Source organism: Enterobacteriaceae bacterium Kacie_13, assembly GCA_013457415.1.
GTDB lineage: Bacteria > Pseudomonadota > Gammaproteobacteria > Enterobacterales > Enterobacteriaceae > Rahnella.
Window position 1 is genome coordinate 1,192,438 of record CP045665.1, and the last position, 14,520, is coordinate 1,206,957.

The following is a 14,520-nucleotide window of genomic DNA, read 5'->3' on the forward strand; positions in this document are numbered from 1 at the left end:
ATTCTTTGACAGACTGAGCGCCGATTTTATCAATCAAACCTATAAATTTTTTGAAGTGATTAACGTGGATGTCGGAAAACAGCCTATTCTTAAAGGGTAGAACGTGAAGATAAAGGAATGTAAGACAAAGGGAACCCGACGTGCGCAGTTCTCTGCTGATACGGTGTAAGGAGATAGCGATGATTCGTGAGCAAATAGAAGCAAAGTTAGTCGAGGCGTTTGAACCCGCGTTTCTGGAAGTGACTGACGAAAGCTATCGTCATAATGTACCGGCAGGCTCAGAAAGCCATTTCAAAGTGGTCATGGTTTCCGATAAGTTCCTTGGTGAACGTTTTCTTGCGCGCCATCGTGCTATTTACGGACATCTGGCCGAAGAACTTGCAGGCAGCGTTCATGCGCTGGCATTACACACCTACACCCAAAAAGAATGGGAAGGGTTGCAGGACACGGTGCCGGCATCACCCCCGTGTCGCGGTGCCGGAACAATGGCCTGATCGTCGAGATCTGATTCACAAAAGGCATAAATATCGCCGTTTGACGCAGTATCACTGGAACTTTACTTATCAGATGCGGTATTAGTAGATGCGAATTTCATGAAACGGCCCGCGGGCCGTTTTTGTTTTTCCTAAGACAGGCAGACGACAAGGGCAGTTTACGCCTCTGCATCGACCGCATTTTTCGAAGGATCGAGTCCCCGTGTGAGTTTCCCTCCCGCGCTTGTAGATACCGTCCTCGACTCAATGCGTCTGCGTCGCTATAATGTCGCGTCTAATTTTTCCGGAATGGTTTCGGACGCTCTCGAATACAGGGCTACGTTCTGATACAGAACTGTCCCGGTTCTTAGAAGTCGTTTTCAAGGTAAGTTTGCGCTTTCGGTGCTTCTCATCTTGAGAACGACTTCTGGAGTTGACCGAGCACTGTGATTTTTTTTTGAGGTAACAAGATGCAAGTTTCTGTTGAAACCACTCAAGGCCTTGGGCGCCGCTTAACGATTACTGTTCCTGCTGAAAGCATTGAAAAAGCAGTGAAAAGTGAACTGGTCAACGTCTCTAAAAAAGTACGTATTGACGGCTTCCGTAAAGGCAAAGTACCAAGCCATATTATCGAACAGCGTTACGGCGCGTCAGTACGTCAGGACGTACTGGGCGATCTGATGCAACGCAACTTTGTTGATGCGATCATCAAAGAAAAAGTCAATCCAGCTGGCGCACCTAACTATATTCCAGGTGAGTACAAGCAGGGTGAAGACTTCACTTTCACCGTAGAATTTGAAGTGTACCCGGAAGTTGAGCTGAAAGATCTGGAAAACATCGAAGTTGAAAAACCGGTTGTTGAAGTTAACGACGCTGATGTTGATACCATGCTGGAAACTCTGCGCAAGCAACAAGCTGACTGGAAAGAAACTGATGCAGCTGTCACCGCAGAAGATCGCGTGACTGTTGATTTCTCCGGTTCCATCGACGGTGAAGATTTCGAAGGCGGCAAAGCCTCTGATTTCGTACTGGCTATGGGCCAGGGCCGCATGATCCCTGGCTTCGAAGAAGGTCTGGTCGGTCACAAAGCCGGTGAAGAATTCACCATCGACGTAAACTTCCCTGAAGATTACCACGCTGAAAATCTGAAAGGTAAAGCGGCTAAATTCGTTATTACCCTGAAGAAAGTGGAAGAACGCGAGCTGCCAGAACTGACGCCAGAATTCATCAAACGTTTCGGCGTGGCTGATGGTTCAGTTGAAGGTCTGCGTGCTGAAGTGCGTAAAAACATGGAACGCGAGCTGAAAGGTGCTGTTCGTAACCGCATCAAAACTCAGGCAATCGACGGTCTGGTCAGCGCTAATGAAATCGACGTGCCAGCTGCACTGATCGACGGCGAAGTTGACGTTCTGCGTCGCCAGGCTGCACAACGTTTTGGTGGCAACGAGAAACAAGCGCTGGAACTGCCACGCGAGTTGTTCGAAGAGCAAGCTAAACGCCGCGTTGTTGTCGGTCTGCTGCTGGGCGAAGTCATCAGCCAGCATGAACTGAAAGCTGACGAAGATCGCGTTAAAGCACTGATCGAAGAAATGGCTTCTGCATACGAAGACCCACAGGAAGTTGTTGAGTTCTACAGCAAAAATAAAGAGCTGATGAACAACATGCGTAACGTCGCTCTGGAAGAACAAGCGGTCGAAACTCTGTTGTCTAAAGCGAAAGTGACTGAAAAAGCCACTACCTTTACCGAGCTGATGAACCAGACTCAACCTGCATAATTTTATTGCACGTTGTTGAATCTGTCCGCAGATTCACGTCTAAAAGCCCGCAGTTCTCACTGCGGGCTTTTTATTTGCCGAAAATCAGGTATTTTTGTTTTGGCTGTTGTTTTTGCACTATATTTATCTCTAAAGGCACAGCGCACGTAGAATCACTCCGTTGTCTCCCGCAAAATGGCCTTTGAGCGGCCCCAATTGGGGGATGGAGAAAAGAATTATGACGACAGGCTTGAAAAAGGGGCCTAAATCCCCCAATTGATAAACACGAATTCACATAAATTTGTAGTCAGAATCTGACTGATAACGACCGTCAGGCGTGTAAATGGCGACTTGGCCGCTTGAGCATAGTCATGTGTGTCTATCTCAAGTAGAATCGGTTTTAAATAGCGCCAAACAGAATCTATTAGGAGACGGTTATGTCATACAGTGGTGAAAGAGAGCAATTTGCACCAAACATGGCGTTGGTACCCATGGTGGTTGAGCAAACTTCACGGGGCGAGCGTTCTTACGACATCTTCTCCCGTCTGCTTAAGGAACGCATCATCTTCCTGACCGGCCAGGTCGAAGACCATATGGCTAACCTGATTGTTGCCCAGATGCTGTTCCTGGAAGCAGAAAGCCCGGAAAAAGACATCTACCTATACATCAACTCACCGGGTGGCGTGATTACTGCCGGGATGTCGATTTATGACACCATGCAGTTTATCAAGCCGGACGTCAGTACGATTTGTATGGGGCAGGCATGTTCAATGGGCGCGTTCCTGTTGACCGCAGGTGCAGAAGGTAAGCGTTTCTGCCTGCCAAACTCACGCGTGATGATCCACCAGCCGCTGGGCGGTTTCCAGGGACAGGCGACGGATATCGAAATCCATGCGAAAGAAATCCTGAAAGTGAAATCCCGAATGAATGAGCTGATGGCGAAACACACGGGCAAGACGCTTGAAGAAATCGAGCGCGATACAGAGCGCGACCGTTTCCTGTCTGCTGATGAGGCTGTACAGTACGGTTTAGTGGATTCTGTATTTACCCATCGCGCCTGACGGCTCAATCGTGCCGGGCTGATGGTCTATAGTTATACTCATACGGAAGTTATCCGGGTGGTAATTTTTCCGAGAAGGAAAAAGAGTGTGTCATTAATGACACTTTTCTGCCCGATGTGAGTCATAACATGAATGAACAGACATCAGCCCTCATGCGGCTGTTGTGTAATATGGTCGTGTCGCGGTGTTATTGTAACGCTGCGGGACTGATACTAGAGAAGAGGTTTACTGATGACAGATAAGCGCAAAGACGGTTCAGGAAAGCTGCTGTACTGCTCTTTTTGCGGCAAAAGCCAGCATGAAGTGCGTAAGCTGATTGCCGGGCCGTCAGTGTATATCTGCGATGAATGTGTCGATTTGTGCAATGACATTATTCGCGAAGAGATTAAAGAAGTCGCGCCACACCGCGAACGCAGTGCTTTACCTACACCGCACGAAATTCGTCAGCATCTTGACGATTACGTCATCGGTCAGGAACCTGCGAAGAAAGTGCTGGCCGTGGCGGTGTATAACCACTACAAACGCTTGCGTAACGGCGATACCAGCAATGGTATCGAGTTAGGCAAAAGTAACATTCTTCTGATCGGGCCTACCGGTAGCGGCAAGACGCTGCTGGCTGAAACCCTCGCGCGTTTTCTGGATGTGCCGTTTACTATGGCCGACGCCACCACACTGACCGAAGCCGGTTACGTGGGTGAAGATGTTGAAAACATCATTCAGAAACTGTTGCAGAAATGCGATTACGACGTTCAGAAAGCGCAACGCGGTATTGTCTACATTGACGAAATCGACAAGATTTCCCGCAAGTCTGACAACCCATCGATCACACGTGACGTGTCCGGTGAAGGTGTCCAGCAGGCGCTGCTGAAACTGATTGAAGGTACGGTTGCTGCTGTTCCTCCGCAGGGCGGACGTAAGCATCCTCAGCAGGAATTCCTGCAAGTTGATACCTCGAAAATCCTCTTTATCTGTGGCGGTGCATTTGCCGGTCTGGATAAAGTGATTGGCCAGCGTATTAACACCAGTACCGGTATCGGTTTTGGTGCAGAAGTGAAAGGCAAAGAGCAAAAAGCCACTGAAGGTCAGTTGCTGGCACAGGCTGAACCGGAAGATTTGATCAAATTTGGTCTGATCCCTGAGTTTATCGGTCGTCTGCCAGTGGTCGCGACGCTCAGTGAGCTGAATGAAGATGCATTGATTCAAATTCTGAAAGAGCCGAAAAATGCCCTGACTAAGCAATATCAGGCATTGTTCAATCTGGAAGGCGTTGAACTGGAATTCCGTGATGAAGCGCTGATTGCGATTGCGAAAAAAGCCATGAACCGTAAAACCGGTGCCCGTGGCCTGCGTTCAATCGTTGAAGCTGCATTGCTGGACACTATGTATGATCTGCCGTCTCTCGACGATGTGGAGAAAGTGGTGATTGATGAGTCCGTGATTGCGGGCCAGTCAGAACCTCTGATGATTTATGGCAAGCCCGAGGCGCAACAAGCGTCTGGTGAATAATTAGCCAAACTATCCAGAGAGTTAGCCACAAAATGGGGGATTTAGTCCCCCATTTTTTTTTCGCACATTCTTATCGTTGAATGTCGGACATTCATCCCCATATACTCAGTTAACGACTTGCTGAAACCCGTCTGACTCGTGTTTCACGAGATTTCCTTAACCTGGCGGAAGCTAAACTAAGAGAGAGCTCTATGAACCCTGAGCGTTCTGAACGCATAGAAATCCCCGTATTGCCTCTGCGCGATGTGGTGGTTTATCCGCACATGGTGATCCCGTTGTTTGTTGGCAGGGAAAAATCGATTCGATGCCTCGAAGCCGCGATGGATCACGACAAAAAAATCATGCTGGTTGCGCAGAAAGAAGCGTCGACCGATGAGCCGGGCGTTAACGATCTCTTCTCCGTGGGTACGGTTGCCTCAATATTACAAATGCTGAAGCTCCCGGATGGCACGGTAAAAGTGCTGGTGGAAGGGTTACAACGCGCACGCATTACCACACTTTCTGACAGTGGCGAGCATTTTGCTGCCCAGGCAGAATACCTTGAATCTCCGGCCGTTGATGAACGCGAGCAGGAAGTTCTGGTACGCACAGCGATTAATCAGTTTGAAGGCTATATCAAACTGAACAAAAAAATCCCGCCAGAAGTGCTGACATCGCTGAACAGCATTGAAGATGCTGCACGTCTGGCTGACACCATTGCCGCGCATATGCCATTGAAACTCGCTGATAAACAGTCCGTACTGGAAATGTTTGATATCACCGAGCGTCTGGAATATTTGATGGCGATGATGGAATCGGAAATCGACCTGTTACAGGTTGAAAAACGCATCCGTAATCGTGTCAAAAAACAGATGGAAAAGAGCCAGCGCGAGTATTATCTGAATGAGCAAATGAAAGCGATTCAGAAAGAACTTGGTGAAATGGACGACACGCCTGATGAACATGAGGCGTTGAAACGCAAAATTGACGCGGCGAAAATGCCGAAAGAAGCGCGTGAAAAAACCGAAGCTGAACTGCAGAAGCTGAAGATGATGTCGCCGATGTCCGCCGAAGCCACTGTCGTTCGTGGTTATATCGACTGGATGCTTCAGGTACCATGGAACGCCCGCAGCAAAGTGAAGAAAGATCTGCGCAAAGCACAGGAAGTTCTGGATACCGATCACTTTGGCCTTGAACGCGTCAAAGACCGAATCCTTGAATACCTTGCAGTGCAGACGCGCGTCAGCAAAATCAAAGGGCCAATCCTGTGCTTGGTCGGGCCTCCGGGTGTAGGTAAAACCTCCCTCGGTCAGTCCATCGCACGTGCGACAGGGCGTGAGTATGTCCGTATGGCGCTGGGTGGCGTTCGCGATGAAGCGGAAATCCGCGGTCACCGTCGTACCTATATCGGTTCTATGCCGGGCAAACTGATCCAGAAAATGGCCAAAGTCGGCGTGAAAAACCCACTGTTCCTGCTCGATGAAATCGACAAGATGTCATCTGACATGCGCGGCGACCCGGCTTCAGCTCTGCTGGAAGTGCTGGATCCAGAGCAGAACGTAGCGTTTAACGATCACTATCTGGAAGTCGATTATGATCTGTCAGACGTGATGTTTGTCGCGACGTCGAATTCGATGAACATCCCTGCGCCATTGCTGGACCGTATGGAAGTGATCCGTCTTTCCGGTTACACCGAAGACGAAAAGCTGAACATCGCTAAACAGCATTTGTTGCCGAAGCAGATCGAACGTAACGCGCTGAAAAAGAACGAACTGACTGTGGATGACAGTGCAATCATCGGCATCATTCGTTTCTATACCCGTGAAGCGGGCGTGCGTAGTCTGGAACGTGAGTTGTCCAAACTGTGCCGTAAAGCGGTTAAACAATTGCTGATGGATAAAACCCTCAAGCACATAGAAATTAACGGCGACAACCTGAAAGATTTCCTCGGCGTGCAAAAGGTCGATTATGGCCGTGCGGATACCGAAAATCGTGTCGGTCAGGTCACTGGCCTGGCGTGGACTGAAGTGGGCGGCGAGCTGCTGACCATCGAAACGGCCTGCGTACCGGGTAAAGGTAAGCTGACGTACACCGGATCTCTGGGTGAAGTGATGCAGGAATCCATTCAGGCTGCGCTGACGGTCGTGCGTGCACGTGCTGACAAGCTGGGCATCAACCCTGACTTCTACGAAAAACGTGATATTCACGTTCACGTACCAGAAGGGGCAACGCCGAAAGACGGCCCAAGCGCGGGTATCGCAATGTGTACGGCGCTGGTGTCATGCCTGACCGGTAACCCTGTGCGTGCAGATGTGGCGATGACGGGCGAGATCACTTTGCGTGGTCTGGTGCTGCCAATCGGTGGTTTGAAAGAAAAACTGCTGGCTGCACACCGTGGCGGTATCAAAGTGGTGCTGATCCCGGACGACAACAAACGCGATCTGGAAGAAATTCCGGCGAACGTGCTGGCAGATCTTGAGATCCATCCGGTCAAACGCATTGATGATGTCCTGAACTTTGCTCTGCAAAATCCAGCATACGGTGCGTTACCGGTTGCTGCGAAATAGTGATGTCGACTTACACAGTTGAATAAAACTCTGGCTGGCCGGTGAATTCTCACTTGCCAGCTTTTTTTTGTGCCGTTAACGTAGTCAGCGGTCAGTAGGTTTCAGGCTGCTTTCAGTCGCTTGCATAGCCCTGACAAGATTGATATAACAGCAGCGCGGTCACGTCCGAAGGGAAATTCGGCGTGATGAAAAATATTAAGAGGGGACGAAAAGAGTGAATAAGTCACAATTGATCGACAAAATTGCTGCCGGCGCTGATATTTCTAAAGCCGCAGCGGGACGTGTTTTGGATGCGGTTCTTGGATCTGTCACTGATACCCTGAAAGCCGGGGAAGAAGTTGCTCTGGTAGGTTTTGGTACTTTCTCCGTGCGCGAACGTTCAGCACGTACTGGCCGTAACCCACAGACCGGTAAAGAAATCAGCATCGCAGCGGCTAAAGTACCTGGCTTCCGTGCAGGTAAAGCGCTGAAAGATGCCGTTAACGGTTAATTACCCGAAGGGCTGACGTCAAATCTGTGTGAAGCGTATCACTGATGCATATTTACTCAGGTCTGGTTGTTAAACAATAACCTGACGTCACCGGGCTGGTAAGGTAAGATACAAGGCGCATCGAAAACGGTGCGCTTTTTTTATTACAGCGGAGTGTTGCCTCACTATGATGGACAATTTACGCGCGGCGTCCAATAACGTCGTGCTCAAAATCATTCTGGCCCTGATTATTCTGTCCTTTATTTTGACAGGGGTGGGCAACTACCTGGTCGGCGGTTCAGGCGACTATGCAGCGAAAGTGAATGGTCAGGAGATCGGTCGTGCTCAGTTAGAGCAGGCAGTGCAAAACCAGCGTAGCCGACTGCAACAACAGCTTGGGGATCAATTCTCAGCGCTGGCGGGCAGTGAAGGGTATATGCAGCAACTGCGTCAGGAATCCCTGAACAACCTGATCGACGTTACTTTGCTGGATCAGTATTCCAAGAAGTTGGGCATTACCGTCAACGATCAGCAGATCAAAGACGCGATTTTTGCGACGCCGCAATTTCAAACCAATGGTCGTTTCGACAACGCTAAATATCTCCAAAGTATCCAGAGTATGGGTTACAGCGCGGATAATTTTGCGTTGCTGATGAAACAGCAATTGATCAGCCAGCAGCTTGAACAAGCGTTTGGTCAGTCCGATTTCATTCTCCCTGTTGAAAGTAAAACGCTGGGCGCCCTTATCCTGCAAACCCGCGATGTGCATACGGCAACGCTGGACACGGATACGCTTGCAGCGAAACAGCAGGTGACTGACGCTGAATTGCAGGCTTTCTACGAGCAGAACAAAAATAACTTCCTGGCCCCTGAGCAGGTTAAAATCAGCTACATCGAAATGGATGCAGCGGCCATGCAGGGTAAAGCAGACGTATCGGATGCTGATATCAGCGCCTATTACGATCAGCACAAGAACGAGTTCGGTCAGCCAGAGCGCCGTCGCTACAGCGTTATCGTTCTGAAGACTCAGGCGCAAGCGGATGCGGTTGCAGCTGAGCTCAAGAGCGGTGCTGACTTCGCTGAATTGGCTAAAACCAAATCTACCGACGCACTGAGTGCAAAACAGGGTGGTGATCTGGGCTGGATGGAACCTGAAACTACATTGCCTGAATTTAAAAACGCTAACCTGACCACCAAAGGTCAGGTCTCAGGTGTGATTAAATCTGACAGCGGTTTCTTTATCTTGCGTCTCGAAGACATCAAACCTGAACAGGTGAAGCCTCTGACCGAAGTGCGTAACAACATCACTGATAAGCTCAAACAAGAGAAATCACTCGATGCCTATTACGCATTGCAGCAGAAGGTCAGTGAAGCGGCGACCAACGATAACGAATCGTTGGCCTCGGCTGAAGAAGTTGCCGGTGTGAAAGCGGTGCATACTGACTGGTTCACGCAGAATCAAATCCCGGCAGCGATCAACTTCAAGCCAGTTGTGCAGGCGATTTTTGAAGGCGGCCTGATCCCTCAGGACGGTTCTCCGGGCAGCAACTCTGACATCATTACAGTCGATGGTGATCGTGCGTTTGTGGTACGTGTCGATTCGCACAAAGCTGAAGGCGTTAAGCCATTTGCTGAAGTGAAAGATCAGGTGACGACGCTAGTGAAACGCCAGAAAGCACAAGATCAGGCACGTATGGAAGGCGAGAAACTGCTGACGGCATTGAAAGAAGGCAAAGGCGATGAGGCGATGAAAGCCGCAGGTCTGAGCTTTGGTGATGTGCAGAAAGTCCAGCGCAGCCAGCAGCCTTCCGCGTTTGAAGAGAACGTCTTTGCTATGCCGCAGCCGCAGAAAGATCAGGCTGTTTACGGGTTGTCTCAGGATGCCAAAGGAAACAGTGTGTTGATTAAACTGACCGCTGTTACGCCAGGTGTTGTTCCTGAAGCCGATATCGCACGTTTTGCTCAGGAGATGCAACAGACCTCCTCGAACGTGACCTTCGATGCGCTCCTGACTAACCTGCGTCAGGAAGCAAAAATCAAGTTCGGTTCTGCCGCACAAAACCAGTAAACGCCGCAAAATTTTGCAACGCGTTGCAACAAACAAAGGCCGCTTTCGCGGCCTTTTCCACATTTGAAAGTTGGGCATTGTTCGTTTTTTTTTCCTGATGCACTCTCTCCGTGCTGTCAAACACATGGAGGATACAGCATGAAAAAATTAGGCATCACTTCACTTTCACTCGCTCTGGCACTGGGGCTTTCTACCTTACCTGTAATGTTGCAGGCGGCGCCCAATACCACCGGCACGGTTGCCACAACGTCCGTTGCTCCGGCAACGACGGCCAGCAAAGTAGCAGGTCCACAGGTGAAAAAGGAACAGGTAGCGGTGACTGACGAAAGTACCGTCAGCATCAATACCGCCACGGCGGAGGAGTTTGCGAAAGTGATGAACGGGGTGGGGATGAAAAAGGCGCAGGCCATTATCAGCTACCGTGAAGAGCTGGGGCAGTTCACCGATATTGAACAGCTGCGTGAAGTACCGGGAATCGGTGCAGCACTGTTTGAACGTAACAAGGACCGTCTGAAACTGTGACGGATGTCGCGGCGGCAAACCCTTAACGGGTGCCGCCGTTTTCTTCTGCTAATCTCTAAAGACATCTGACCAGTTCGGTTTGCGCCTCAGGCGATCAGCAGGAGTTGTTTAATCACTATGCATACGTTTATCAAAGTTCGCGGTTTTCATATCGACGTTTACCAGCATGTTAACAATGCCCGATATCTGGAATTCCTGGAGACGGCACGTTGGGAATGGCTGGATAATCAGTCTGGCTTTCAATGGATGAGCCAAAACAAAATTGCTTTCATTGTGGTGAATATCAACATCAACTACCGCAAGCCCGCTGTGTTGGGTGATGTTTTACGCATCGACAGCAGCCTTCAGCAACTGAATGGCCGAAGCGGTGTCATCGAGCAGGTAGTGACCTGTGAAGGTGATATCGTGGCGGATGCTACGCTGACTTTTGTGTGCATCGATTTGCGCACGCAAAAAGCGTTACCGCTGGAAGGTGAGTTACTGGAAAGGTTGCGCGAACTTGAGCTGGAAAACGATCAGAAAAGCCACAACTGAATGAAATGAAAACGGGCAGCGAAGTGGCTGCCCGTTGTTATCAGAATGCAGGGATCATTTCAGACCGGTTTTCTTCTTCAGGCTGGTCATCACGCCTACTTTATCCTGCTGATACTGTTGCAGGCCATTCGCGCGAAGATGGCAGGCTGCACATTCACCACAACCATCACCGGCAATTCCGTTGTAACAAGTCAGGGTGTGATGACGAACCAGATCGAGTTGCTGATAATAATCGGCAAGCGCCCAGGTCTCGGCTTTGTTCAGCCACATCAGCGGCGTTTCGAATCTAACATCCCGCGCCAGCCCAAGAGAAACAGCATTGTTCAGCGCTTTAACGAATTCATCGCGGCAATCCGGATAACCGGAGAAATCAGTTTCGCACACGCCAGTAATCACCGCTTCTGCCTGAATCTGATAAGCGTAAATCGCCGCCAGTGTCAGGAACAGAATGTTACGCCCTGGAACAAAGGTGCTTGGCAAACCGCCCTCTGTTTCTTCTCCAAAGCCCGGCACGGGGATGTTGTCGCGGGTCAGGCTGCTGACCGCCAGTTCGTTTAACAAACCAACATCCAGCACTTTGTGGGCACGCGCGCCCAACTGTACCGACAGTTTTTGCGCGATCTCAATTTCAGCGCGATGACGCTGACCGTAATCGAAAGTGACGCAATGTACTTCGTCATACTCTTTCAAAGCCTGGATCAGGCAGGTTGTTGAATCCTGTCCACCGCTAAAAACTACTACTGCTCTTTTCATTAAGATTTCCTGTTCGCTAAAACTGACCGCGCATCGGGCAGTAAAATCCTGCTCATGGTACTTACCTTTACCGCCGTAGTGTAGTGAAACAGCTGCGTCACGCGTTTTCCTGAGGCAGCGGTGGCGGAACCCATGCCTGACAGAAATCGAACCAGCCCCATGCCGTTAGCTGAACGCCGCTGATGCGCGGTGGAGCGCTAACCTGATACTGATAATTAAACAAGGGAGTGATAATGCTGCGTGACATCCATTGATAAAAATGGTCGCGCAGTTCTTCAGAGCGTGAATTTTCCAGCGGGATTTGCTGGATAGACTCCAGACGTTGCTGCTGCAGGATCCGGTCTTCTTCCCGCAAAATGCCAGCCCAGAGTGGATCCTGCTGTAGCCAGTTTTCCAGCGTCGCTTCCGGAGATTCACCGATGAGGCGATCCCCCAGCAGCAGGTCAGCTGATTTCAGCAATTCACCGTCTTCCCACAAGCGTCCGGCGTGATACACCACCTCCAGCGTACAGTCTTCTTGCGCCAGTTTTTCCTGTAGCGCCTGTGCTACCAGTTCAAACTCTACCGGCGGATGGAACAAAAGCCGCACATTTTTTGGCAGCGTGACATCCACATCCTTATGAACTGGGATCGGCCAGCCGGGTAGCATTTCTTTACTGGCTCTGACCAGATCGTGGTCGATCGGCAGATTATCTAACATGCCGCTGCTTTGGATCAGCCGGATGATTTTTCGCGCCTGCGCTTCACTCAGCACGCCGCGTCGCAAATTCGCGGCGATATAGCAGAAACCGAGGCTTGTGCTGCGCCGGACGGGTTTCACCTGCGAAAGCTCATCTTCCTCACCGAGAATAATCCGCACCGGATGCTGGCAACTAACATTGTCCCGCTGGGCAAACAGTAATGGCGTGATCCAAAACTCGATAGCGGCCAGATACGGATGCTGCAAAGGGTAATAGGTATGCTGTTCCAACCGGATTAATTCCGGGGAAAACGTGGTCAGTCGGAATGGACCCGCGCCAATATGCGGGTCGTCCGGGTGTGCCAGCAGACAGTTGAGATCGGCAAAACGGTGCGCCAGCCAGTAATCAGGCTTATCCAGATCGAACTGCAAACACAGCGCATGGGGGTGAGATAATTTAGCCACTGAGGCCAGATTGTGTTTACCGCGTGCCGACTGGCGAAGTTGTTCAAAGCGTGCCACCAGTTGAGCCGTTTTCAAGGGTTCGCCGTTATGCCAAAAAAGCTGACTGCGCAGGAAGAACTGCCAGGTCTTACCGTCATTACTGATTTGCCAGTGATGGGCCAGATTCGGCTGTGGCGAGGTATCGCCGGGAATAAAACGCGTCAAACCAGCGTGGACCGTATGTGCCAGATGTTGCTCGGCGCGGCCGGTCAGTGTTAAAGGATCCAGAGACTGGAGAGGGCGGTAATAGGGAATGCGCAGCGTCGGGGCATCTTCCTGCCACTGGCCGCCGAGATGTGGCGCGAGTAGTGCATTCAGATGTGAAGGCGCCAGCTGACTCAGTTGCAATGCAGCGGAATGCTCGCCGTTCTTTAGTAATTCCTGTAAATAGGTTCCGCGCAAATCCTCCGGCGTTTTAAGGCAGCACAGGGAAGCGCGTTTACCGCGTCCGGCCTGAGATTGCCAGCTAATCCAGCCGGCATCCTGAAAGTGGGTCAATAAGGTTCGGGTGTGGCGCTCGCTGCAACAGAAGATATCCGCCAGTTCGGCGACGGTGAATTGAGCCGGAGAAGAGCCGGTTTTTAGGTGTAAACGCTGAAACTGATTAAGCCGGTTTTGCAGACGCACGGTAAATTCAGAACCTTTTTTAGCAGAGAAATTCCGGGTTTAGCATATCGCAGGTTCTGCTGCCTTGGCTTAAGTAAAAAACCAAAGTGTGAGCTAAAACCGGAACAGTATTCATAAACTGTTCACTATTAGTTCCGCAAATCTCAGTCCATACTTTGAACGTGAAAACCAAGCCCGCCCAGAGAGGAAATATGTACCGTTTAGCCGCATTTGATATGGATGGCACGCTGCTTTTACCTGACCACACGCTGGGCGAAAAAACGCTGTCCACGCTGCGTCAGCTGGTTGAAAAGCCGGTCACCCTGACGTTCGCCACCGGCCGTCACTATCTTGAAATGAAAAATATTCTGGCCAATATCGGGCTGGACGGTTATCTGATCACCGGCAACGGCACGCGCATTCACGATCTTTCTGGCCACCGCCTTCATGCCAGCGATTTACCAGATGATTGCGCCCACGAATTGCTGCACACAACGTGGGATACGCCGGCCAGTCTGCATGTTTTCCGCGACGAAGGCTGGTTCACCGCGCTGGACGATCCGGACTTATTGATCCCACATCAGTTCAGCGGTTTTCGCTATCAGTTACAGGATCTGCGTTTACTGCCGGATTCGGGTAACAGCAAAGTGTGTTTCTGTGCGCCGCATGATGTGTTGTTGTCACTGGTGCCTCAGCTCCAGGCGCATTTTGGGCCGCGTATCGACTTGTGTTTTTCTGCGATGGATTGTCTGGATGTGCAGCCTGCTGGCAGCAATAAAGGAAGCGCGCTGGCGATGCTGACTGAAGGGCTTGGGATCAATATGTCGGAATGCATGGCGTTTGGGGATGCCATGAACGACAAAGAAATGCTGGAAGGCGTCGGCATGGGGCTGATTATGGGGAACGCATTACCCGTGCTAAAAGCACAATCCCCACACTTACAAATTATCGGGCATTGCCGTAATCAGGCAGTATCTCACTTTTTGCAACACTGGCTGCACACTCCAAACCTCACCTATTCCCCCGAATATTAAGGTTTTGCAGC

12 protein-coding genes and 1 pseudogene are annotated in these 14,520 nt (G+C 50.5%); 11 read left to right on the forward strand and 2 right to left on the reverse strand.

What is annotated here, in order from left to right; all coding sequences use genetic code 11:
- Nucleotides 1-179 precede the first annotated feature (179 nt).
- From bolA to GE278_05440, 10 genes and pseudogenes are all read left to right on the forward strand, one after another.
- The gene (gene bolA, locus GE278_05395; GenBank protein QLK60242.1) at nt 180-494 is read left to right on the forward strand and encodes a transcriptional regulator BolA; all 315 of its coding nucleotides are present in this window, start codon (nt 180-182) and stop codon (nt 492-494) included.
- A gap of 229 nt (nt 495-723) precedes the next feature.
- Nucleotides 724-989: pseudogene (locus GE278_05400) on the forward strand (hypothetical protein).
- Nucleotides 944-2,248, forward strand: a complete 1,305-nt coding sequence (locus GE278_05405) for a trigger factor (GenBank protein QLK60243.1) — start codon at nt 944-946, stop codon at nt 2,246-2,248. The pseudogene GE278_05400 and the gene GE278_05405 overlap by 46 nt, the downstream one beginning before the upstream one ends.
- 416 nt (nt 2,249-2,664) lie before the next feature.
- On the forward strand, nt 2,665-3,288 hold the full coding sequence (gene clpP, locus GE278_05410) for an ATP-dependent Clp endopeptidase proteolytic subunit ClpP (protein ID QLK60244.1): 624 nt from the start codon (nt 2,665-2,667) through the stop codon (nt 3,286-3,288).
- A 231-nt stretch (nt 3,289-3,519) separates the two neighbouring features.
- Nucleotides 3,520-4,794, forward strand: a complete 1,275-nt coding sequence (gene clpX / locus GE278_05415) for an ATP-dependent protease ATP-binding subunit ClpX (protein ID QLK60245.1) — start codon at nt 3,520-3,522, stop codon at nt 4,792-4,794.
- Nucleotides 4,795-4,985: 191 nt separating this feature from the next.
- Nucleotides 4,986-7,340, forward strand: coding sequence for an endopeptidase La (locus GE278_05420; GenBank protein ID QLK60246.1), 2,355 nt, complete (start codon nt 4,986-4,988; stop codon nt 7,338-7,340).
- Nucleotides 7,341-7,554: 214 nt separating this feature from the next.
- Complete coding sequence (hupB, locus tag GE278_05425) at nt 7,555-7,830, forward strand: DNA-binding protein HU-beta (protein ID QLK60247.1); 276 nt, start codon at nt 7,555-7,557, stop codon at nt 7,828-7,830.
- A 166-nt stretch (nt 7,831-7,996) separates the two neighbouring features.
- Nucleotides 7,997-9,877, forward strand: a complete 1,881-nt coding sequence (gene ppiD / locus GE278_05430) for a peptidylprolyl isomerase (protein QLK60248.1) — start codon at nt 7,997-7,999, stop codon at nt 9,875-9,877.
- 138 nt (nt 9,878-10,015) lie between these two features.
- Nucleotides 10,016-10,399, forward strand: coding sequence for a competence protein ComEA (locus tag GE278_05435; GenBank protein QLK60249.1), 384 nt, complete (start codon nt 10,016-10,018; stop codon nt 10,397-10,399).
- A 117-nt stretch (nt 10,400-10,516) separates the two neighbouring features.
- Nucleotides 10,517-10,933, forward strand: a complete 417-nt coding sequence (locus GE278_05440) for a YbgC/FadM family acyl-CoA thioesterase (GenBank protein QLK60250.1) — start codon at nt 10,517-10,519, stop codon at nt 10,931-10,933.
- Between the two features lie 54 nt (nt 10,934-10,987).
- On the opposite strand, the gene queC is transcribed toward GE278_05440, so the two are convergent.
- Together queC and GE278_05450 are read right to left on the reverse strand one after the other, a co-directional pair.
- Nucleotides 10,988-11,686 carry a 7-cyano-7-deazaguanine synthase QueC gene (gene queC, locus GE278_05445; protein QLK60251.1) on the reverse strand — a complete coding sequence of 233 codons (699 nt, stop codon included), beginning with the start codon at nt 11,684-11,686 and terminating at the stop codon, nt 10,988-10,990.
- Between the two features lie 97 nt (nt 11,687-11,783).
- Nucleotides 11,784-13,496 (reverse strand): SgrR family transcriptional regulator, encoded by a 1,713-nt coding sequence (locus GE278_05450; protein ID QLK60252.1) that lies wholly within the window; start codon nt 13,494-13,496, stop codon nt 11,784-11,786.
- A gap of 191 nt (nt 13,497-13,687) precedes the next feature.
- Here GE278_05450 and cof point away from each other — a divergent pair, with 191 nt between their 5' ends.
- Nucleotides 13,688-14,509 (forward strand): HMP-PP phosphatase, encoded by an 822-nt coding sequence (gene cof, locus GE278_05455; GenBank protein ID QLK60253.1) that lies wholly within the window; start codon nt 13,688-13,690, stop codon nt 14,507-14,509.
- Nucleotides 14,510-14,520: the final 11 nt, after the last annotated feature.

Excerpts from the sequence above, each read along its gene's own strand:
- bolA (QLK60242.1), top strand. The coding sequence starts at position 180 with ATGATTCGTGAGCAAATAGAAGCAAAGTTAGTCGAGGCGTTTGAACCC.
- GE278_05405 (QLK60243.1), top strand. The coding sequence starts at position 944 with ATGCAAGTTTCTGTTGAAACCACTCAAGGCCTTGGGCGCCGCTTAACG.
- clpP (QLK60244.1), top strand. The coding sequence starts at position 2,665 with ATGTCATACAGTGGTGAAAGAGAGCAATTTGCACCAAACATGGCGTTG.
- clpX (QLK60245.1), top strand. The coding sequence starts at position 3,520 with ATGACAGATAAGCGCAAAGACGGTTCAGGAAAGCTGCTGTACTGCTCT.
- GE278_05420 (QLK60246.1), top strand. The coding sequence starts at position 4,986 with ATGAACCCTGAGCGTTCTGAACGCATAGAAATCCCCGTATTGCCTCTG.
- ppiD (QLK60248.1), top strand. The coding sequence starts at position 7,997 with ATGATGGACAATTTACGCGCGGCGTCCAATAACGTCGTGCTCAAAATC.
- GE278_05435 (QLK60249.1), top strand. The coding sequence starts at position 10,016 with ATGAAAAAATTAGGCATCACTTCACTTTCACTCGCTCTGGCACTGGGG.
- GE278_05440 (QLK60250.1), top strand. The coding sequence starts at position 10,517 with ATGCATACGTTTATCAAAGTTCGCGGTTTTCATATCGACGTTTACCAG.
- queC (QLK60251.1), bottom strand. The coding sequence starts at position 11,686 with ATGAAAAGAGCAGTAGTAGTTTTTAGCGGTGGACAGGATTCAACAACC.
- cof (QLK60253.1), top strand. The coding sequence starts at position 13,688 with ATGTACCGTTTAGCCGCATTTGATATGGATGGCACGCTGCTTTTACCT.